Source organism: Planctellipticum variicoloris, assembly GCF_030622045.1.
GTDB lineage: Bacteria > Planctomycetota > Planctomycetia > Planctomycetales > Planctomycetaceae > Planctellipticum > Planctellipticum variicoloris.
On the sequence record NZ_CP130886.1, the window covers coordinates 4460190 to 4481262 of the forward strand.

Annotated in this window: 11 protein-coding genes, 3 tRNA genes and 4 rRNA genes; 5 read left to right on the forward strand and 13 right to left on the reverse strand. The window is 61.2% G+C overall.

All coding sequences use genetic code 11. The annotated features are described in order from the left end of the window. Positions 1 to 792: 792 nt before the first annotated feature. The 10 genes from SH412_RS17350 to SH412_RS17395 form a co-directional block, all read right to left on the reverse strand. Positions 793 to 1479, reverse strand: coding sequence for a hypothetical protein (locus tag SH412_RS17350; protein WP_336519277.1), 687 nt, complete (start codon positions 1477 to 1479; stop codon positions 793 to 795). Positions 1480 to 1748: 269 nt separating this feature from the next. Further along, a tRNA-Gly gene (locus tag SH412_RS17355) sits at positions 1749 to 1819 on the reverse strand. A gap of 25 nt (positions 1820 to 1844) precedes the next feature. After that, positions 1845 to 6281, reverse strand: coding sequence for an outer membrane protein assembly factor BamB family protein (locus tag SH412_RS17360; RefSeq protein WP_336519278.1), 4437 nt, complete (start codon positions 6279 to 6281; stop codon positions 1845 to 1847). 137 nt (positions 6282 to 6418) lie between these two features. Continuing rightward, a 5S ribosomal RNA gene (gene rrf / locus SH412_RS17365) occupies positions 6419 to 6528 on the reverse strand. 139 nt (positions 6529 to 6667) lie between these two features. Then, positions 6668 to 9459: ribosomal RNA gene (locus tag SH412_RS17370) — 23S ribosomal RNA — on the reverse strand. A gap of 961 nt (positions 9460 to 10420) precedes the next feature. Further along, positions 10421 to 10530, reverse strand: a 5S ribosomal RNA gene (rrf, locus tag SH412_RS17375). Positions 10531 to 10669: 139 nt separating this feature from the next. Next, positions 10670 to 13461 (reverse strand): 23S ribosomal RNA (locus tag SH412_RS17380). Between the two features lie 538 nt (positions 13462 to 13999). Beyond that, positions 14000 to 14072 (reverse strand) — tRNA-Ala (locus SH412_RS17385). 60 nt (positions 14073 to 14132) lie between these two features. Beyond that, positions 14133 to 14206 (reverse strand) — tRNA-Ile (locus SH412_RS17390). A gap of 224 nt (positions 14207 to 14430) precedes the next feature. After that, complete coding sequence (locus tag SH412_RS17395) at positions 14431 to 15435, reverse strand: Gfo/Idh/MocA family oxidoreductase (RefSeq protein WP_336519279.1); 1005 nt, start codon at positions 15433 to 15435, stop codon at positions 14431 to 14433. Between the two features lie 331 nt (positions 15436 to 15766). Between SH412_RS17395 and SH412_RS17400 the strand changes: the two genes are divergently transcribed. Continuing rightward, the gene (locus SH412_RS17400) at positions 15767 to 16129 is read left to right on the forward strand and encodes a hypothetical protein (protein ID WP_336519280.1); all 363 of its coding nucleotides are present in this window, start codon (positions 15767 to 15769) and stop codon (positions 16127 to 16129) included. 9 nt (positions 16130 to 16138) lie between these two features. On the opposite strand, the gene SH412_RS17405 is transcribed toward SH412_RS17400, so the two are convergent. After that, positions 16139 to 16930, reverse strand: a complete 792-nt coding sequence (locus tag SH412_RS17405; RefSeq protein ID WP_336519281.1) for a putative hydro-lyase — start codon at positions 16928 to 16930, stop codon at positions 16139 to 16141. A 169-nt stretch (positions 16931 to 17099) separates the two neighbouring features. Here SH412_RS17405 and SH412_RS17410 point away from each other — a divergent pair, with 169 nt between their 5' ends. Continuing rightward, positions 17100 to 17633, forward strand: coding sequence for an MOSC domain-containing protein (locus tag SH412_RS17410; RefSeq protein WP_336519282.1), 534 nt, complete (start codon positions 17100 to 17102; stop codon positions 17631 to 17633). Between the two features lie 174 nt (positions 17634 to 17807). Here the strand turns inward: SH412_RS17410 and SH412_RS17415 are convergent, their stop codons facing one another. After that, positions 17808 to 18344 carry a peptidylprolyl isomerase gene (locus SH412_RS17415; RefSeq protein ID WP_336519283.1) on the reverse strand — a complete coding sequence of 179 codons (537 nt, stop codon included), beginning with the start codon at positions 18342 to 18344 and terminating at the stop codon, positions 17808 to 17810. A gap of 138 nt (positions 18345 to 18482) precedes the next feature. On the opposite strand from SH412_RS17415, the gene SH412_RS17420 reads away from it, so the two are divergent. The 3 genes from SH412_RS17420 to SH412_RS17430 are packed head-to-tail and all read left to right on the forward strand — an operon-like array spanning position 18483 to position 20427. Beyond that, a complete protein-coding gene (locus SH412_RS17420) occupies positions 18483 to 19124 on the forward strand; it encodes a hypothetical protein (protein WP_336519284.1) in 642 nt (213 codons plus the stop codon). Further along, the gene (locus tag SH412_RS17425; protein WP_336519285.1) at positions 19121 to 19765 is read left to right on the forward strand and encodes a hypothetical protein; all 645 of its coding nucleotides are present in this window, start codon (positions 19121 to 19123) and stop codon (positions 19763 to 19765) included. The genes SH412_RS17420 and SH412_RS17425 overlap by 4 nt, the downstream gene beginning before the upstream one ends. After that, positions 19762 to 20427, forward strand: a complete 666-nt coding sequence (locus tag SH412_RS17430; protein ID WP_336519286.1) for a hypothetical protein — start codon at positions 19762 to 19764, stop codon at positions 20425 to 20427. The genes SH412_RS17425 and SH412_RS17430 overlap by 4 nt, the downstream gene beginning before the upstream one ends. On the opposite strand, the gene SH412_RS17435 is transcribed toward SH412_RS17430, so the two are convergent. Further along, entirely contained in the window at positions 20390 to 21055 is a 666-nt protein-coding gene (locus SH412_RS17435) for a Uma2 family endonuclease (RefSeq protein WP_336519287.1), read from the reverse strand. The two genes, SH412_RS17430 and SH412_RS17435, sit on opposite strands and share 38 nt — an antisense overlap. Positions 21056 to 21073 lie beyond the last annotated feature (18 nt).

Genomic DNA, 21073 nt, shown 5'->3' on the forward strand with positions numbered 1-21073 from the left:
GAAGAGCACTGCTGGCCCGCAGACGGTCCAGCAGTGGCACCCGGCGGAGCCTCAAACCTCCGCACCCGCTCATCTCCGGACGTCTCCGCGCCCCTCTGCCAGAGATCTTTCCTGGAATTCTCGAAAATTCCCCCGATCTGCTCTTGCAATCCCGCCATACCAGAGTGAACGTGCGAATCGTCAGTCGGGTGACGAGATGCATGCACGCCGCGGGACGACCCAAAGCGCTCGAGCCGATCCCGATCGACAAGCGGGCCTGATCAGGGCCCATCACGGCCGGGCCGAAACGTCCGGTCGAGGGAGCGCACATCGTGCGCACTCACTCGGCGTCGAGATTCTTCCCGTTCTTACGCGGGCCACAAACCCGCAAACCTGATCACAGCCAGCTCAAAAGACCTGGCGGAGCGGACTTCGACAACCCGCTCCGCCAGGTCCGGGCCGGCCACATTTCGCAGCAGCCTCGCCGCAGGCCACGCTCGCGGTGCGCTCCACGTGCCGCCGCGCGCCCTCTGCCACTCTGCAATTGGCATCCTTCATTCGGCAATTGACGGGGCCGGCCGTGGCGACCGTGGCGTCAGTCCAAGCATGGCTCTTTCCAAGTTCCGTCTGAACAAGCTGTAGGGTGAGTCGAGTCTTCGAGGCTCACCATAACTCGTCATCGAAGAGGTAAGCCTCGCGGACTCGACTCACCCTACTTTGAAACTAGGAAGAGCTGTGTCAGTCCAAGGGAGCTGAAGCGCTCGCACGGCTGACACAGCCGTGGCACACCATTCAGTCAACAGCCCCCCGCCCTCAACCAAACTGCAGCACCGTCGGCTCGGCCTGTCGCGGACTCGCCGGCAGTCCGAGGCTGGTCTGCAGGTCGCTGAAGAGCTGGTCGAGGGAGCGGTGGCTTTTGCCCCAGTCGTACATCTGGCCGGGGATGTCGGTCGTCGCCGCCACGCGCGTCTGCTGCCCGTGGCGCACCAGCGAGATCGTCAGCGTCCCTTTCGGCGCGCAGACCGACGACGGCAGATCGGCCGTCAGGGCGCAGCCGGCCGCCGATTGCTCCGCGCCGTGAAACGTCTGGCCGTGCCGGGCGAACGAGCAGAGGGTCCGGGCGATCGCCCGGCCGATGGGAACCCCGACCACCTCGGTCCGCTCCTTGCCGGTCCGGATGCCCCACGAGGCATACAGCGGCTGCACGACGGCGGCCAGTTTTTCCAGGGGAATGGGGGAGGCGACGATCTTGTCGTAGAGGGCCAGAATCGCCTCGCCGGACAACCCCTTTGGCGCGGACGCCGCATGGCGGGCGATGACAGTCCGGACCGCAGCCACGCGGACGATGTGTTCGTAACGGGCGTCCTGCTCCCAGTCCGTCTGGTCCGAGGGGGAGTCGTCATCCCCCGGCGTCAGCGACGCGTCGGGAGTCTGGAGAGGGCTGCCGCACTGGTGGCAGAATCTGCCGGTGGCTTTCACGCCGCACTGCGAACAATACATGCCGCCCTCCTGGCCAATGGCGTCCCGGCCGCACGCCGCCGGCGGTCCCCTCCCCTGTTATCGGCAGGCCCGTTTTTCCGGGACCGGCAAAATCGGGGGGTGAAACGGGAAGGACGAGCGTTTCACGCGGGGGAGGCGGGTTCATTCGGAAGGGAAAGCCGGGGTCCAAGCGACCATCGGGATCGCGCACAGCTCGACCCGCCAGGCGGGCCACGCCTTCCTCGCGGAGAGCATTCCACAACCTGGCAATCAGTGCGACGGAAAAAGAGAGCGGGTGAAGGGAATCGAACCCTCGCCTAAAGCTTGGGAAGCTTTCATTCTACCATTGAACTACACCCGCGGACTTCGACATCTTGATCAATCTCTCACCGCGGGTCAAGCCGTGGCGACTGCGCCTGGCGGGTCGGACCTGGGGTCAGGCGGCCCGGGTTGACCGAGATGCGGAAGATTCGCGAGTTGCCGAGGACCGAGAATTCCCGCCGGGCGGGATCGACGAACAGGCCCAGCAGCGACTCCTGTGTCGGGAGCGAGTCGCGGGCCGCCACGATTTCGCCAGTGCGGAGATCCAGCAACTCCACCCGCATGGTCAGCAGCGTCTGATCTTCGCGATGCCGGATGTTCGAAAACAACAGCCAGAACGGGGCTCGCCAGCTCGTCAGGGGGAGCAGGCCCCGCAACGGGAGGCGACGGCTCCAGACGATCTGTTGCGTTTTGAGATCGACGGCGAACAGATCGTCGCGGATCGGCTGCAGTTCCGGTCCGCCCATCGGAACCAGCCGAGGGTACTCGTTAAAATCGCGGGTTGCGACGCGCTGCGATTCACGTTGAACGTTCACGTACAGCCTGTCCTCATCCAGCCACGCCCGGAATTCGCGGACCTGTTGCGTCTGCTCGGCCGACAACGGCACGGCCAGCAGTTCCCGGCGTTCCGCAACCGCATACAGTTTCAGAACCGGCCCCGGCGCCAGGTAGCAGACGTGGTTGTCATCGACGGCGCGAATCTGGAGCCGCTCGTGCAGCACGTCTACAACCTCGGCCAGATTGTCGTCGGCGCTCCACCGCATCAAGGGTCGAATTGTACTGCCGAGTTCGGGAGGGTCGCCGACGAAGAACAGCGAGTCGCCCACGACGACATCCCGATTCGATCCCGATCGCGGCAGCGTTACGGTTCCGAGCGACGAGCCGTCGCGCTGGCGGTAGACGAGAAAGTCCTTGTGATTGGCGTTAACGACAGCGACCCGATCGCGCGTGCCGAACACCCCGGCGGACGTATTCCGGTCGTAGCCGGATCGAGACGGCAGGTCGCGCCGGATCCACCGCAGGCGACCGTCGACCGTGTTGACCGCGAACAGCACATTATGGGATTGCAGGACTGCGACATCCGGGTGGAGCGAACCGCACTTCGGATAGGCCGTTCGGGTGCGGAGGATCGCCGGCCGCTGGGTCCAGACGTGCTCCTTGTCGGTATCGAGCGGCGAGATCGCCAGCACGCCGCCGGGAACGGCAAGAGGAATCAAAGTGCCGCTGGTTCCGATTTCCGAGTCGTTGCCGCCGGTCGCGTACGCCGGGCTGGCGCGGGAGTAGCGCAGCTCCGATTCCCGTCCCGCGACCGCGCCGAAGCGATCGACGAGATTCAGTCCCCAGCGGGCGTTTCCCACAAATCCAACGGGCCAATCCGGGGGCAGCGCCAGTCGGGATGCATTCATGCTCCCCTGAAATCCGAAGTCCGGCATGTCACCGGTTCGCGGCGTCCAACTGTCGAGATCTCCGAGCAGCCCGCGGGACCGGCGCCCCGTCTGTTCCATGAGCGGTGGAATGACGACTGTCCGGTCCCGCGATTGGACTTCGATCCGCGCATGCAGCTCCTCCGGCCACTCCGCCTGCGCCAGCTCGCGCACGACGGCTCCTGCGGGCGTTTCGTCAAATGTTTTGCTCCAGGCCGGATCCAGCCCGCCGGACCGCTGCAGATCGCGACACTCCCGCGCCGCCCAGGTCAGCCAGCCGCCAGCGGCCCAGAGCTGGCACAGATCCTGGCTGGCGGCGATGGCCACCTGCGGATCGTCCGACTCCTTCAGCGATAGACGGAGCTGCTCGGCCGCACCTCGCAGCCCGAGCGCATCGAGCTGGCGTGCGACCTCCAGGCGTTGCGCATCCAGTTCACCGACCGGCCGGGCCAGTTCGACGAGCCGCAGCAGTAACGTGACATCGCTGTCGCGCTGCGCCCGATCGAGCTGTTGTTTCAGCCGGGTGACGAAGGCCGGCCGAATCGGCGATTCGGCGATCTCATGCGCCAGTCCTTCCCGGAAACCATCCATCGACACTTGCCGTTCCGGATCTCCGGCCGTTGTCGTCAGCGCGTCACCCGGGAGCGATTCCGTCTGTTCGAGCAAACCCAGCAGTTCCGCCCAGTGGCCCTGCTCGCGCAGCCAGACCGATTCGCGAACACGAACTTCAGCGACCTCGGCGGGCGTGACGGAAAGTTCCTGCAACCGACGGAACCGATGACCGTCTGCCACTTCGCCGCGTTGCAGTCCAGTGAGCAGGACCTCGCGCAGCCGGCGTTGCATCGGCAGCCGCAGCCCCTCCGACGACGCGCCGGAAATGGCCCGCTCCAGAAGTCCTTCAGCCTTTGGGAGATCGCGATTCAGAATCGCCAGCTCGGCCTCAAGCGAAGCAGCATCGGACAGCCGCCCGGACGTCCGAGCCAGCTCCAGGTCGTGCCGGGCTCTGGACTCTGTGGGGAAGACCGTCACTGACTCGGGGCGCATCTCAACCACGAATTCGCCGGCGGGATAGAGGTGCTCGCAACCTTCCTTCGACTGCAGCCAGGCGTCTTCGAGTCCATTGCCCGTCGCCGGATCGAACGACCAATGGGTCCCGTTCAGCAGCGGAACCAGCAGGCGATCGCCCAGCAGCAGCGGTTGACCGGCGGGAGGGGCCGGGAGAGGCGTCCTCCCGAGAAGTCCTCCATCAGTCAGCGCGTGGCGGCGAACTTCAGAAGTCCCCAGCACGACGGCGCAATCGGCCAGAATTCCGGCAAAGAATTCCCGTTCTCCCAGCGGCGCCCGCCAGCGGATGTCCCCGGTGTCTACGTCAAACGCATGGAGCCAGCGGGACTCCGGGGCGGAAAGATAAACGCTATCGCCAACGACCTGCCAGCGCGACAGAAATCCCCAGGGATCGGGAGTTGTCTGGGCCTCGGCGGCAACGCCGCGACGCACCTGCTGCAGAGCCTGTGGAGCGGGCCCGACGACCTGCAGCCATTTGAGCTGTCGGCGGGTGAAATCGACGGCCACAGCGAGCCCCGTACTGGTCGGACAGATGGCGATTCCGTCCATGACGACGGGGCTGTAATTCCGGAAGAGCCGAGCCCGCTCGGATTCTTCGGTCAGCCGATGGGGGACCGCCGCCAGCGGTTGACGCCAGACAACTTCTCCAGATTCGGCCTCAATCATCAGCAGGACAATTTCCCGCTGCAGCTCCGCCAGGCAGAGCAGCCATTCCCCCGCCGCCACCGGATGACCGAGAAAGTGGCAGCCCTCCTGGCGACCGCGGTCGGATGCCACGAGCTCCCAGGCAACCTGAGACTTGCCCGGTTCAGCGGGAGCGAGATTCAACGCCACCAGCCGATTGGAGATGGGGACGTCGACCATGTCCGTGAATCGGATGCCCCGGTTCGCAAATGCCCTCACGATGCTGGGGGGGCCGTCGATCGCATACACGCGTTGCCCGTCGCTCGAAAGCGTCCTCAGCTTTTCATTCGCGCCAAACCACTCCCGGATCGAGGCGGTCACATCCGGCGCGGCGACTCCTTCACGGATTTCTGCAATCCGATCTCGGATGGAACGATCACTGGCGACGCTCCACCGCAACTGACCGTCAAACAGTCCAATCGCGAAAATCTGCGTGGCCGTCCGGAAGACGACCGTGTCGCGAACGATGACCGGAGAGATCGGCATCACAGGCGGAAAACCGCGTTCATCACAGATCTGCCGCCACTGATCGATGACCGCCGATTCCGGTGAATCCGCGGCGACAGTCGTCCAGGACCATTCCGGCCGCCGTACCGGCAATCCCTGCCCGATTGAAGGCATCCCGCGGCGATCCCCCAGCGGCAAGCTCCATTCGTCCGCTTCAGGGTCGGGTGGCAATGTTGTAGAGAGTTCCCCGTGTTGCACCGCGTTCAGGCTGTCTCCCCGCCTTCCGAGAAGTTCCCGGATTGCACCTGCCCCGGCGTTGCCATCACCTGCAAACTCCAGCAAACCAGCGGCGAGCCCGAGTTCCCCTCGATCCGCAAGCCGCCCTGCCAGAATCCGGGCCGCATCTCCGGCTGCGTCGGTCCGCCCCCCCGAGCTGAAGACCCGCCACAACTCGGAACTCGGTTCATCGTCGCGTACCGATGCCGCCAGCTCGCGACTCCAGATCCCGACGGAGTCGGCCCGAGCCGCCGGAGAATTCCATACAAGGCTGGTCGCATGCGAACGGACTGACAGGATCTCCTGACGGTTCGCGGAAATCATCCAGCTATCGTGGTCTTGAGCCAGGAGCTGCCTGAGCAGCGCGACGGCGTCCTCGTATCGCTGCATTGCGACACTTTCGGCGATGCGTTCATCAATGACGATCTGGGTCCGCTCTCTGAAGATCCAGGGGAGGTGGGTGGCGAGGGCGGGGTCGCGGGCCGCCGGGGGGCCGGCGACGCCCGGCGGGGCCTGGCTCCAGGCGGGCGAGACCAGGCACAGCCCGCTCGCCAGCACGACGCTCCACACGCCCACCGCTCCAGCTCGTCGCGTGACTCTGCGCATCTGGCCTCCCGTTCCCGAGATCCGAACATGCCCAGTATAGTCGAACGCTCTCCGCCAGCGCCCGCCCCGTCCCCGGAAATCGAAGCCCCGAAAACGAAAAAACCGCCCCAGGCAAGCCTGAGGCGGTTCTTGAAAGATTCCGGCGATGACCTACTTTCGCGCTGGTGGGCACTATCATCGGCCGCGTGAGCTTAACGGTCGTGTTCGGAATGGGAACGTGTGTTTCCTCACGCGTAAAGTCACCGGAAAACAGCCGCCGGTCCAGCGAAGGACCGACGGCCGAAAAGGCAGCAATGTCTATGTCTGTTGCGGCATCTCCGGCCTCTCGTCATTCGACGAGCGACATTCGCATTCCGAGGAATGCGTTCCAGGAGGCAAAAATCAAAGTGGTCAAGCATTCGCCCGTTAGTACCGGTCAGCTGAGACTGTTACCAGCCTTACACATCCGGCCTATCAACCTGGTGGTCTACCAGGGGGCTTCAGGACCGAAGTCCAACGAAACCTGATCTTGGGAGAGGCTTCGCGCTTATATGCTTTCAGCGCTTATCCCGACCGTACATAGCTACCCTGCGGTGCCACGAGCGTGACAACAGGAACACCAGAGGTACGTCCCTCCAAATCCTCTCGTACTAAAGAGAAAATCCCTCAAGTTTCGTACGCCCACAGCAGATAGGGACCAACCTGTCTCACGACGGTTTAAACCCAGCTCACGTACCGCTTTAATCGGCGAACAGCCGAACCCTTGGGAGCTTCTTCACCCCCAGGATGCGATGAGCCGACATCGAGGTGCCAAACCATGCCGCCGCTATGGACGCTCGGGCATGATCAGCCTGTTATCCCCAGAGTACCTTTTATCTGTTGAGCGACGGCCCTTCCATTCGGAACCGCCGGATCACTAAGTCCGACTTTCGTCTCTGCTCGACATATGTGTCTCGCAGTCAAGCACCCTTCTACCTTTACGCTCTACGCCTGATTGCCAACCAGGCTGAGGGTACCTTTGAGCTCCTCCGTTACTCTTTAGGAGGAGACCGCCCCAGTCAAACTGCCCAACTGACACTGTCCACCCGCGGGATTCACCGCAAGGTGTTAGAATCCAAGTAGGCCCAGGGTGGTATTTCAACGTTGGCTCCGCGAGTGCTAGCGCACCCGCCTCACAGCCTCCCACCTATCCTACACAAGAACTACCTAGACACAATATCAGCCTACAGTAAAGGTTCATGGGGTCTTTCCGTCTAGCTGCGGGTAAGTGGTATCCTCACCACTACTGCAATTTCACCGGGTTTCTGGTTGAGACAGTGCTCCAGTCGTTACGCCATTCATGCAGGTCGGAACTTACCCGACAAGGAATTTCGCTACCTTAGGACCGTCATAGTTACGGCCGCCGTTTACCGGGGCTTCGGTTGCGAGCTTCGAACCTTGCGGCCCTGACCCTCTTCCTTAACCTACCGGCACCGAGCAGGCGTCAATCTCTATACATCCTCTTACGAGTTGGCAGAGACCTGTGTTTTTAGTAAACAGTCGCTAGAGCCGCTTTGCTGTGACCTTCTTGCGAAGGCACCCCTTCTCCCGAAGTTACGGGGCCAATTTGCAGAGTTCCTTAACCAGAATTCTCCCGAGCGCCTGAGGCTACTCGCCTCGCCTACCTGTGTCAGTTTTAGTACGGTCGTGGTGGTTCGATCCTTAGAGCTATTTCTTGGACGTCCTGCAGAAAGCTTCGTCAACAAGGACTCGGCCTTGCGGCACGGGCACTTCTATTCGCCCGACTTCCATTCAGACGCCGTCACTCATCGGCCCCCACCACGGGGCCGGAATATTAACCGGCTTTCCATCGGCTACGCCTTTCGGCCTGACCTAAGGGGCCGCCTAACCCTGGGCGGAATTACCTTCCCCAGGAAACCTTAGGCTTACGGCGAACAGGATTCTCACCTGTTTTATCGTTACTCATGCCAGCATAAACACTTCCGGGACCCAACACCGCTCCTTACGGTACGGCTCGTATCTGTCCTGGAACGCTCTCCTACCACTCCTTACGGAATTCGCTGCTTCGGCACTCTGCTTCACTCCCGATCATTGTCGGCACTAGAAAACTCGACCGGTAAGCTATTACGCACTTTTTAAATGGTGGCTGCTTCTAAGCCAACATCCCGGCTGTCTCAGTATTCTAATGTCCTTTGTGACTTAGCAGAGTTCTGGGACCTTAGCAGGCGATCTGGGTTGTTTCCCTCTCGACCGCGAAGCTTCTCCCTCGCGGACTAACTGCCGGGATAGTCAAAACGGTATTCGGAGTTTGGTCAGGCTGGGTAGGCGGGAAGCCCCCCATGCCAAATCAGTATCTCTACCCCCGTCTTGTAGTTGCCCGACGCTAACCCTAAAGTTATTTCGGAGAGAACGAGATATCCCCAAGTTTGATGAGACTTTTACTCCACCCCACAAGTCATCCCCTAATTTTTCAACATTAGTGGGTTCGGTCCTCCACGCAGTCTTACCCGCGCTTCAACCTGCTCATGGGTAGTTCACTTGGATTCGCGTCTGCCGCCATCGACCATTTACGCCCTGTTCAGACTCGGTTTCCCTGAGGCTGCGGTCCTGAGGACCTTAACCGAGCCGATGACGGCAACTCGCTGGCTCATTATTCAATAGGCACGCCGTCACCCACATAAGGGGCTCCGACAGCTTGTAAGCGTGTGGTTTCAGGTTCACGTACCTCCCCTAGCAGGGGTTCTTCTCATCTTTCGCTCGCGCTACTTGTTAACTATCGGTCGCCAAGGAGTATTTAGCCTTGGGAGATGGGCCTCCCGGATTCAGTCCAGGTTTCACGTGACTGGACCTACTCGGGGACAGGCTAGGCGTCAGAATCATTTTCGGGTACGGGGCTGTCACCCTGTGTCGCGCTGCGTTCCAACAGCTTCCCCTAACGCTCTGACTACCACGTCGCCGCCCCACAACCCCGCCGGCCGAAGCCGATGGTTTGGGCTGTTCCCCTTTCGCTCGCCGCTACTGAGGGAATCGATTTTTCTTTCTGTTCCACCAGGTACTTAGATGTTTCAGTTCCCTGGGTTTGCTCGGGTATCCCGGGTTCAATGCTTGTTTGACAGCTTCCCCAGGCTTTTCGCAGTCTTCCACGCCCTTCCGCCTCTTGGCGCCGAGACATCCCCCACACGCTCTTAATTGCTTGACCACAATGATTCTTGTCTCCAGGACCACGCCCCTCGCGGAACGAACCCCCGTCGCCAGGAACCACCCTCCAGGTACTCGGAGGACGGGTCGCTTGATACCCCTCGATCCGGTGTAATGAATCACCGCTGAGGGGCCGCCGAATCACTTAAGGCCGTACTTACTGAACACGGCTGGTGGATATTCCACCAGACGCAGTCAATAGTGAGATGCCACTAGATATAGACATTACTGCCAGATTGCCAAAGAACAAAGCCGGGACCGCGATCCGCTGGATCGCTCTCCCGGCCGCGCCCGGTGTGGGCTTCAGCGGAACCAGGTAAACCTGACTCGGCTGGAACTCACCCCTCGGACTCGACCGCGATTCACCGCACCAACCCGGCTCAAACCCCGTCGCTGCGGTGAGCGGGAATCTTACGACCGCCGAACCTCACCGTCAAGCGACTGGCACACAGTCCGGAAGCAATTTTTTAACAACCCCATTGCCCCAGCCCTTCGAGACGCCACATCGTTCGATAACACAACCACTTAAGGCACTCGCCTGCAAAACTTCCCACCCCCCGATCGGCACACACCCGGACGAACGATCCAACGAGCCGCGTCATCAACCGATGGCAGAGCCTCCCTGCCCTCGCCATCAATGACGATCTGGGTCCGCTCTCTGAAGATCCAGGGGAGGTGGGTGGCGAGGGCGGGGTCGCGGGCCGCCGGGGGGCCGGCGACGCCCGGCGGGGCCTGGCTCCAGGCGGGCGAGACCAGGCACAGCCCGCTCGCCAGCACGACGCTCCACACGCCCACCGCTCCAGCTCGTCGCGTGACTCTGCGCATCTGGCCTCCCGTTCCCGAGATCCGAACATGCCCAGTATAGTCGAACGCTCTCCGCCAGCGCCCGCCCCGTCCCCGGAAATCGAAGCCCCGAAAACGAAAAAACCGCCCCAGGCAAGCCTGAGGCGGTTCTTGAAAGATTCCGGCGATGACCTACTTTCGCGCTGGTGGGCACTATCATCGGCCGCGTGAGCTTAACGGTCGTGTTCGGAATGGGAACGTGTGTTTCCTCACGCGTAAAGTCACCGGAAAACAGCCGCCGGTCCAGCGAAGGACCGACGGCCGAAAAGGCAGCAATGTCTATGTCTGTTGCGGCATCTCCGGCCTCTCGTCATTCGACGAGCGACATTCGCATTCCGAGGAATGCGTTCCAGGAGGCAAAAATCAAAGTGGTCAAGCATTCGCCCGTTAGTACCGGTCAGCTGAGACTGTTACCAGCCTTACACATCCGGCCTATCAACCTGGTGGTCTACCAGGGGGCTTCAGGACCGAAGTCCAACGAAACCTGATCTTGGGAGAGGCTTCGCGCTTATATGCTTTCAGCGCTTATCCCGACCGTACATAGCTACCCTGCGGTGCCACGAGCGTGACAACAGGAACACCAGAGGTACGTCCCTCCAAATCCTCTCGTACTAAAGAGAAAATCCCTCAAGTTTCGTACGCCCACAGCAGATAGGGACCAACCTGTCTCACGACGGTTTAAACCCAGCTCACGTACCGCTTTAATCGGCGAACAGCCGAACCCTTGGGAGCTTCTTCACCCCCAGGATGCGATGAGCCGACATCGAGGTGCCAAACCATGCCGCCGCTATGGACGCTCGGGCATGATCAGCCTGTTATCCCCAGAGTACCTTTTATCTGTTGAGCGACGGCCCTTCCATTCGGAACCGCCGGATCACTAAGTCCGACTTTCGTCTCTGCTCGACATATGTGTCTCGCAGTCAAGCACCCTTCTACCTTTACGCTCTACGCCTGATTGCCAACCAGGCTGAGGGTACCTTTGAGCTCCTCCGTTACTCTTTAGGAGGAGACCGCCCCAGTCAAACTGCCCAACTGACACTGTCCACCCGCGGGATTCACCGCAAGGTGTTAGAATCCAAGTAGGCCCAGGGTGGTATTTCAACGTTGGCTCCGCGAGTGCTAGCGCACCCGCCTCACAGCCTCCCACCTATCCTACACAAGAACTACCTAGACACAATATCAGCCTACAGTAAAGGTTCATGGGGTCTTTCCGTCTAGCTGCGGGTAAGTGGTATCCTCACCACTACTGCAATTTCACCGGGTTTCTGGTTGAGACAGTGCTCCAGTCGTTACGCCATTCATGCAGGTCGGAACTTACCCGACAAGGAATTTCGCTACCTTAGGACCGTCATAGTTACGGCCGCCGTTTACCGGGGCTTCGGTTGCGAGCTTCGAACCTTGCGGCCCTGACCCTCTTCCTTAACCTACCGGCACCGAGCAGGCGTCAATCTCTATACATCCTCTTACGAGTTGGCAGAGACCTGTGTTTTTAGTAAACAGTCGCTAGAGCCGCTTTGCTGTGACCTTCTTGCGAAGGCACCCCTTCTCCCGAAGTTACGGGGCCAATTTGCAGAGTTCCTTAACCAGAATTCTCCCGAGCGCCTGAGGCTACTCGCCTCGCCTACCTGTGTCAGTTTTAGTACGGTCGTGGTGGTTCGATCCTTAGAGCTATTTCTTGGACGTCCTGCAGAAAGCTTCGTCAACAAGGACTCGGCCTTGCGGCACGGGCACTTCTATTCGCCCGACTTCCATTCAGACGCCGTCACTCATCGGCCCCCACCACGGGGCCGGAATATTAACCGGCTTTCCATCGGCTACGCCTTTCGGCCTGACCTAAGGGGCCGCCTAACCCTGGGCGGAATTACCTTCCCCAGGAAACCTTAGGCTTACGGCGAACAGGATTCTCACCTGTTTTATCGTTACTCATGCCAGCATAAACACTTCCGGGACCCAACACCGCTCCTTACGGTACGGCTCGTATCTGTCCTGGAACGCTCTCCTACCACTCCTTACGGAATTCGCTGCTTCGGCACTCTGCTTCACTCCCGATCATTGTCGGCACTAGAAAACTCGACCGGTAAGCTATTACGCACTTTTTAAATGGTGGCTGCTTCTAAGCCAACATCCCGGCTGTCTCAGTATTCTAATGTCCTTTGTGACTTAGCAGAGTTCTGGGACCTTAGCAGGCGATCTGGGTTGTTTCCCTCTCGACCGCGAAGCTTCTCCCTCGCGGACTAACTGCCGGGATAGTCAAAACGGTATTCGGAGTTTGGTCAGGCTGGGTAGGCGGGAAGCCCCCCATGCCAAATCAGTATCTCTACCCCCGTCTTGTAGTTGCCCGACGCTAACCCTAAAGTTATTTCGGAGAGAACGAGATATCCCCAAGTTTGATGAGACTTTTACTCCACCCCACAAGTCATCCCCTAATTTTTCAACATTAGTGGGTTCGGTCCTCCACGCAGTCTTACCCGCGCTTCAACCTGCTCATGGGTAGTTCACTTGGATTCGCGTCTGCCGCCATCGACCATTTACGCCCTGTTCAGACTCGGTTTCCCTGAGGCTGCGGTCCTGAGGACCTTAACCGAGCCGATGACGGCAACTCGCTGGCTCATTATTCAATAGGCACGCCGTCACCCACATAAGGGGCTCCGACAGCTTGTAAGCGTGTGGTTTCAGGTTCACGTACCTCCCCTAGCAGGGGTTCTTCTCATCTTTCGCTCGCGCTACTTGTTAACTATCGGTCGCCAAGGAGTATTTAGCCTTGGGAGATGGGCCTCCCGGATTCAGTCCAGGTTTCACGTGACTGGACCTACTCGGGGACAGGCTAGGCGTCAGAATCATTTTCGGGTACGGGGCTGTCACCCTGTGTCGCGCTGCGTTCCAACAGCTTCCCCTAACGCTCTGACTACCACGTCGCCGCCCCACAACCCCGCCGGCCGAAGCCGATGGTTTGGGCTGTTCCCCTTTCGCTCGCCGCTACTGAGGGAATCGATTTTTCTTTCTGTTCCACCAGGTACTTAGATGTTTCAGTTCCCTGGGTTTGCTCGGGTATCCCGGGTTCAATGCTTGTTTGACAGCTTCCCCAGGCTTTTCGCAGTCTTCCACGCCCTTCCGCCTCTTGGCGCCGAGACATCCCCCACACGCTCTTAATTGCTTGACCACAATGATTCTTGTCTCCAGGACCACGCCCCTCGCGGAACGAACCCCCGTCGCCAGGAACCACCCTCCAGGTACTCGGAGGACGGGTCGCTTGATACCCCTCGATCCGGTGTAATGAATCACCGCTGAGGGGCCGCCGAATCACTTAAGGCCGTACTTACTGAACACGGCTGGTGGATATTCCACCAGACGCAGTCAATAGTGAGATGCCACTAGATATAGACATTACTGCCAGATTGCCAAAGAACAAAGCCGGGACCGCGATCCGCTGGATCGCTCTCCCGGCCGCGCCCGGTGTGGGCTTCAGCGGAACCAGGTAAACCTGACTCGGCTGGAACTCACCCCTCGGACTCGACCGCGATTCACCGCACCAACCCGGCTCAAACCCCGTCGCTGCGGTGAGCGGGAATCTTACGACCGCCGAACCTCACCGTCAAGCGACTGGCACGACGTTTTTCTGTCGCATCCAGTCGCAGCGGCCTGACGGGGCCGGCAGAGCCCTCAATTCGCCGTTTTACCGGCGGTTAAGGCCCCTGCGATGGAGATGACCGGGATCGAACCGGCAACCTCCGGCTTGCAAAGCCGGCGCTCTCCCAATTGAGCTACATCCCCTGCACAGCCGGATTTGCCGCGACCGACGCCCGAGGACGCAGATTGCAACGAAACCGGCAGTGCGCGTGCGAGGATTCGAACCTCGGACCTCAGCTTTATCAGAGCTGCGCTCTAGCCAACTGAGCTACACGCGCATCCACGGCCTGCGCCGTGTTGCGAGTCACTTCCGGAGTATCGGCTTTCTCCGTCGATGGCATTCATCGCTTTGAAAGTCGAGTGGCTGACGTGTCCGGAAGGGACGGGCGGTATTTTACGCGTCCCCTTCCTGATGTCCAGCCTCCGCCCCAGATTCCCCGCCAGGAAGCCGGCACAACGGCCGTTTTTCGTCGGAACTGGCTTCCGGACACGCGACAACGGGCTACGGTTCCAGCGAAATCGCCTGATTTTCGGATGCACTCCGTCGGATTGCATCTGCCAGACGCAGTCCTCGAGCAACGTCGGGCAGCCCGGCAACCGGCAACAAACCGCCCGCCACTCTCCGACAGAACTGATGCAGCGTCACTTCCGCTGCGGATTTTTCGTTTTCCAGCGACTCGCTCCCGCCGGACGCGCCGTTTTTCCAACAGATCCGCTCGGCTCCAGTCAACTCGGCTTCACCATGATCGCAACCGACCATTCGCCGGACGCTATGGGCTGGAAGATCCGGGCAAAAACGCAATTCGGCCGTCACTTGGTCGGAGTCACGCCCGCGGCGACCGAATGTCACCGTCACTTTGGGCGTTGAGCGGAGAAATCCGGAGTCGTCCAGGCTGCTTGGACAAGCAGATTCCACACGGATCTGCAGCGGCGACCACCCCGCCACGTAGCCGCACCAGTCCAGCCAGGCCGCCACGGCGTTCCCGGGAAATCCGAAGCCTGCGGGGTCATTTTCCTCGGTTGAAACGGGCAATTCCACATCGATCCGGCGGGCGGATCCCAGCCGTGTCGCCATCAGCTCGCGAAGCCGATTCGTCGCCGGTTCGTGCCGCCGGGCGAATTCGACCATGATCGTTGCCCCGGAGTCTCGAGATTGCTGCTCCAGTTCCTGCAGCAGAGTCAATCCAAAACGAGGCGACTCCGCCAGGAAGACGGGCTTATGGAACCTGCACCCCAGTCGAAGGGGAAAAACTCCGAACCAGGCCGGGTCCAGCACGAGAATCCCCTGGATTTCGGGTCGCTCGAAGAGGGCCGTCAACCCGCCGACCGCCTCAGCATTCAGCTCGGCCGCGACGTGCTGGGCACGCGAGAGGACGCTGTCGACGACGGCGCGAACCGCGATCCGGTCGCTCAGTCGGCTGACGACTTCGCGGTAGCGTTGGTCCCAGACCGGCCCCGCGCCGACGAGACCGATCGCAATTTTTCCTCGCTCAGACTTTGAGCGCATCCCGTCGAGCTCCTCCCTGCCCCAATCTTCAGAGTCACCAGATCATATCCCTCACATCGCCAATCAGGCAACGTCTTTTTTCGCCAATCCGAGTACGTAAGCAATTGGCAAAGAGCAGTTTAGAACGAAACACGGCGGATGTTCTCCAACGTGGATGGCGCCCCGCAGACATCGCCCGCGCTGAATTGTCAGCGCCAGTACCACGAAATTGACGATTTTGCGGATTATTCCGGCCTGTTCTGGTTCGTTGTGGGAAATCAACGCGGATTTGCCACATCAGGCTCAAGACTCGTCTGGCGACTGCCGGCGGTCTGCAACTACTATGAACGTCATGAGCACGGAAAACCGCTACACGTGGTGTCTGACGCATCAGCAGCCTGAAGATCAGGCCACGCCGCTGGGGCTTGTCTGCCCCGAATGCAAACAGCGACTCTACGTCGATCCGCCGGCAGGTCGCTGCTTCAGTTGCTGGGAAAGCCAGCCGCCGGCCTACTCCCTGACCGGCGAGCCGCTGTTCGTGTATACGCTGATCTGGGACGATTTCCGGATTCGGTCGCTGCACGAGGCCGACGCGGAATTCGACCTGCGGTCGCAAAATGCTCCGCGGGAATTCCCCGTTCCGGCTCCGCACTGGCTCAATCGCAATCAGACTTTCCGCGAGGAAGGGCTCGCAACGGCGGACGGCGACGACTGACAGCGCCTCTCAACGCGGCCCGCCGCCGTCCTGCAGGTCCGTAACAAACATACACCCCGGACTGTGTGTGATGGCAAACGGCGGCTTCGCGGCCTGCAGCACGGCCTGCGGAGTCACGCCGCACGCCCAGAAGACCGGTAATTCACCCGGATGAACCGGCACCGCGTCGCCGTAGTCCGGTTGCGCAAGATCCTGAATTCCAATGGCTTCCGGCATCCCGAGGTGTACGGGAGCCCCATGCGAACCAGGAAACGCGGCCGTCACCTGCACGGCCCGAATGGCATCCGCCGGCACGTAGGGTCGCATGGAGACGACCATCGGACCATGAAATCGCCCGGCCGACCGGCAAGCGATGTTCGTCTTGTACATCGGCACATTGCAGCCGGCCTCCAGATGCCGGACACGCAGGCCGTGCCGCTGCAATTCGGACTCGAATGTGAACGAACAGCCGATCAAGAAGCTGACCAGATCATCCCGCCAGAGGTGCGAGACATCCGCCGGCTCATCGACCAGTTCGCCGTTTTTCCAGACCCGGTAGCGCGGCAGGTCGCACCGCAGATCGGCCTCGGGTGCCGCGAGTGATGGTGCGACAGCACCGGCTTCGGTCACATCGATCAGCGGACAGGGCTGCGGGTTCCGCTGGCAGAACAGCAGGAAATCCCACGCCCAGTCGCGCGGCAGCACGACCAGATTCGCCTGCGCATAACCGGGCGCCAGGCCCGGCGTCGGCCCCGACCAGCTCCCTTCCCGACAGGCCCGACGAACTTCCAACCCTGTCCGTAACTGCGGCAAACTGGTCATTACGCCTCCACGCGAAATCTTCGCTCGTCCATCGGGTGGCCGGGGCTGCAGCGTCTTCGCAAAGCCCCGGTCTGCAGATCTCTCCTCGGCACGTTAGACTAAATTAGCAACATCAATTCCGAAACAGCGCACGAGCTCGGCGCCAACGTCTTTCTCTGCGAAGCCCGCCATGCAAACCGTCCCCGAGCTCCTCGCCACCCTGCCGCAAGTCGGAAAGCTCGTCTGGATCGGACTCCGCCCCGCCTCGCGAACCCCGGTGCAATCGGTCGCGCGTGCCGAAATCCTCGCCGGTCGTGGCCTGGTCGGCGACCACCGCCTGAGCCGCACCGCCGGCGGCAAGCGCCAGATTACGCTGATCCAGCACGAGCACCTGGCGGCAGTCGCCAGCCTGACCGGACGTCCGGAAGTCGACCCAGGGCTCCTCCGCCGCAATCTGGTCGTCGCCGGTCTGAATCTGCTGGCCCTTAAAGGCCGCCAGTTCCGCGTGGGAAACTGCCTGCTGGAATACTCCGGCCCGTGCGAACCGTGCTCGCGGATGGAGGAAGTGCTCGGCCCCGGCGGCTACAACGCCATGCGCGGCCACGGCGGCATCACCGCAAAAATCCTCGAAGGAGGCCTGATCCAGGTCGGCGACGAAGTCAAGATTCACCGCGAAGACGCGGAGAAACTGGGGAGTGAGAAACTCCCAGATAGTGAAAAGTGAGTATTGAGTAGTGCAAAATGAAAGATGCGTGCTCAGCGCGGGACGCAGGCCGCCGACTGCCGCAGAAATCACTTTGAACTTTTCACTACTCAATACTCACTTTTCACTTTCCGGATTCCTCTCTTCCGAACTCCGGGTCTTCTGCGCCTCCGCGGTGAATCCACTTCTTCCGCCCTACTTCGCCGTCACCTTCACCGTCCCCTTGGTAATCTTCACGTCCTTCCGCGGACGGTCCTGAGCTCCGGTCTCGACCTTGCCGATCTTCAGAACCACATCCAGGCTCGCCTGATCGGCCGTCTTGCCGAACCCGGTATACTGGTTGTCGAGCGACGACACCGGTCCCAGGCAGAGGAAGAACTGTGAACCCGCCGAGTTCGGATCATTCGTCCGAGCCATCGACAGCACGCCCGCCACGTGCGGCCGGGCGTTGAATTCCTGGTTGATCTTGTAGCCCGGACCGCCCGTTCCCGTCCCCTGCGGACATCCCGCCTGAATCACGAAGCCGTCAATCACACGGTGAAACAGAATCCCGTCGTAATAGCCGATTTTCGTCAGCCCGATGATGTTCTTGCAGTGCCCCGGAGCGACGTCCGGCCACAGGTCGAGCAGAATCGTCCCCATCGACGTCTCGAACTCGATCTGGTACGTATTTTTGGAGAAATCGACGTCTTTGAGCGCCTGATCAACTTCGGCGCGGCGGTTAGCAGACACGGGCTGGCCTTTCTGGGAGAACATGAAGCAGTTTTCTCGACGTGAAGTGTAACACTCTCCCCAGTGATCGTCGAACGCGAGCCATTCGCCATTGTACCTCGGCAGCCAATGAACTCTCCGCCACAGATGAGACGACCCATGACCGCCTCGCTCCCCCTCCGCGAACCCTTCTTCCTCCGCGGACGCAAAAGCATCCTTCAGCGGGCGGTCATCATGTCGCTGGTCCTGGGCGGCCTGACCGCAATCGTCGGCTGGATTGTTGCCGCCGCGGTTGTGGCAATGGGCCCCGGCGAGTCTCCATTCCTGCCCAGTCTCATCTGGGGAATCACGGCTGCTCTCTTGCTCTACGGCCCGCTCCACTTTTGGAACGGTCGATCCTGGCGCTTCACGCTCCTGGCCATCCCCGTCAGCACCGCGTCGCTCAACGGCTTCATCATGTTCGTGGATCACTACGCTCAACGGCATGTCGACAGAACGACGGCCATGATCATCGGCCTGACGGGCTTCCTGCTCGTCAACGGAATCCTCCTGATCCGTCTCAGTCGCTGGCACATCATCGCATACGTGGCCTCACTGGCCGGTGGAGCAGTTCCAGCCGCGATCGTGTTTTCCATCAGCGACGTCGGCCAGCTTGCCATTCCAGGAGTGCCCGAGGAATTTATAGTCGCCATCGTCTTGGCCGCCTTCCTGGGAAGTCTCTTCGGCGCCCTCGCCATCCCTTGGGGCCTCCCCTTCTGGTGGCCACCCGCGGAAGCATCCACGGCGGAGCCCACCCCATGACCGCCCCGCTCCGCGAACCCTTCTTCCTCAACGGTCGCACCCGGCTGCTGAATCGCGCCGTCGTCATCTCCTGTGTCCTCGGAGCCCTCGCCGCGCTCACCGCCTGGCTGCTGGGCGTTTCGATCTTCTTCCTCGAAGGAGCCGTCGGGTCTCCCCAGATCCGCTACCTCGTCCCGGTCCTCTTCGGAACAACTGTGGCTCTGGTGATCCATGCCCCGCTGAACTTCTGGAATCGAGGGTCCTGGATGCGAATCGTCGCGGCCATCCCGGTCATCGCCGCCGTCATGTCACTCTGCGAATGGCTGCACTCCGATGCCGCCAATTCCCGGCCGCAAGTGATCTCGCTGGAACTGACTCTCGCAATCGCCGCCGGCGGACTGCTGCAGCTCCATCGCACTCGAGTACACTTCGCCGCGTACGGGACTTCAGTCGCATTGGCAGTCGGGGCCGCTCTCCTGACCGTCCTGCTCCTCGCCAGATTCCAGGGCAACCTGCCCATTCCCGGCCTGACGCAATCCATGCAGCGCGCCGTCCTCTACGTGGCCCTCTTCGGCAGTTGGATGGCCGCCCTCAGCATCCCCTGGGGCCTCCCCTTCTGGTGGCCGCCCGAGCGAGCCACCCCTTCGGAAACCGCCCCATGACCGCTCTTCTACGCGAACCCTTCTTCCTCCGTGGTCGCACCAGCGTCCTGCAGCGGGCGGTCCTCATGTCGCTGGTCCTGGGCGGACTGGCGGCCATCGCCAGCTGGATCGTGGCCGGCACGACCGTGGCAGTGTTGGGCCCCAGCGAGTCCTCGCTGGCAATCAGTATTACCTGGGGGCTGACTGCCGCGATCTTCATTCATGCCCCCATTCAGCACTGGAATGGAAGATCGTGGTGGCGGCTTTTGATCGTCGCGGTCCCCATCAGTGCAGCAGCCCTCTATATTGCTCTGTATATCACCAAAGATCGACCTCACAGCAATCTCTGGCGAACATTCAATCTCGTCCTTGGATTTACAGCCCTCCTGATCATCAACGGTGCACCGCTCGTTCGACGCCAGCGACTTCACCTCGTCGCCTACGCCGTTTCCGCTCTGGGAGGAATCGTCCCCGCTCTCATCGTTGTTTCCGTCGACGACCCAGGACAGATTCCGCTCCCGGGCATTCCAGAAATGGCAAAAGTCGCCATCGTGCTGGCGGCTATTTTCGGCGGCCTGCTCGCCGCCCTCAGCATCCCCTGGGGCCTCCCCTTCTGGTGGCCCCCCGCGGACCGCGACGAACCCGCTACTCCGCAGCCTGCCCCGCCGCCCACAGCGCCGTAACATCCACCGCCAGCCCCGGCAGCAGCACCGAAGTCGCCGTCTCCCCCGCCTGGAACACGCCGTGCTCACGGTACGTTTCGCCATCGAGCGCCAGCACCGTCACGGTCGCCGCCTCGGGGTCAATGATCCAGTACTCCGCAATTCCCGCCGCCGCATAATCCGCCCGCTTGGCCACAAGATCTCGTTCGCGCTGCTCTTTCCCCGCGCTCACAATCTCCATGACGAGATCCGCGCCGGCCAGCCCCGGCCCCACTCGACGGAGTCGCCCCTGCTGCACGAACAGAATATCTGGCTCGCGAACCCGCCCCGGCCACAACTGCACCGGCAGCGGAGCAAAATACGCTTCACCCAGCTTCTGCCGGCTCACCAATCCATCCAGCAACCGAAACAGAAACCGCGACAGCGCCTGGTGCTGCAGATTGGGCATCGCCGGAAACTCCAGTTCCCCGTCGACCAGTTCGACCAGTTGCTCGAATCCCGCCGCGAAATAATCCCGCTCGGTCCAGTCCCCCTGCACCGGGTACTGCAGCGCCAATTCCCACACCGGCTCCCCCCGTCGGGATGATCGCCGTCCCGATCCGTTCTCAGGAGGATCGACGACAATCTGTGTCAGCGCTGTCGGACTCATTGAAGCATCCTCTGCCTG